The organism is Salmonella sp. SAL4457 (assembly GCF_046548235.1).
Classification (GTDB): Bacteria; Pseudomonadota; Gammaproteobacteria; order Enterobacterales; family Enterobacteriaceae; genus Salmonella; species Salmonella enterica.
Window position 1 is genome coordinate 1 of the sequence record NZ_JBGDZO010001052.1, and the last position, 248, is coordinate 248.

1 protein-coding gene is annotated in these 248 nt (G+C 66.9%); it reads left to right on the plus strand.

What is annotated here, in order from left to right:
• Window positions 1-16: 16 nt before the first annotated feature.
• On the plus strand, window positions 17-248 hold a 232-nt coding region (locus tag ACLJNW_RS27400), incomplete at its 3' end, for a CopD family protein (RefSeq protein ID WP_410961706.1).

The window sequence follows — 248 nt, forward strand, 5'->3', positions numbered from 1 at the left end:
GGTCTGGGTCGGAGGCATGTTCTTCGCCTGGACGATACTTCGTCCGGCGGCCGTCGCCGCGCTGGAGGCCCCAGCCCGCCTGGGCCTGTGGCTGGAGGTGTTCCGCCGTTTCTTCCATTGGGTCTGGGCGGCGGTGATCCTGCTACCGATCAGCGGCGTCGGCATGCTGCACCTGAGCTTCAACGGTTTCGCCGGCGCGCCGCGCTACGTACAGGTAATGATGGGGCTCTACGTCGCCATGCTGGCAC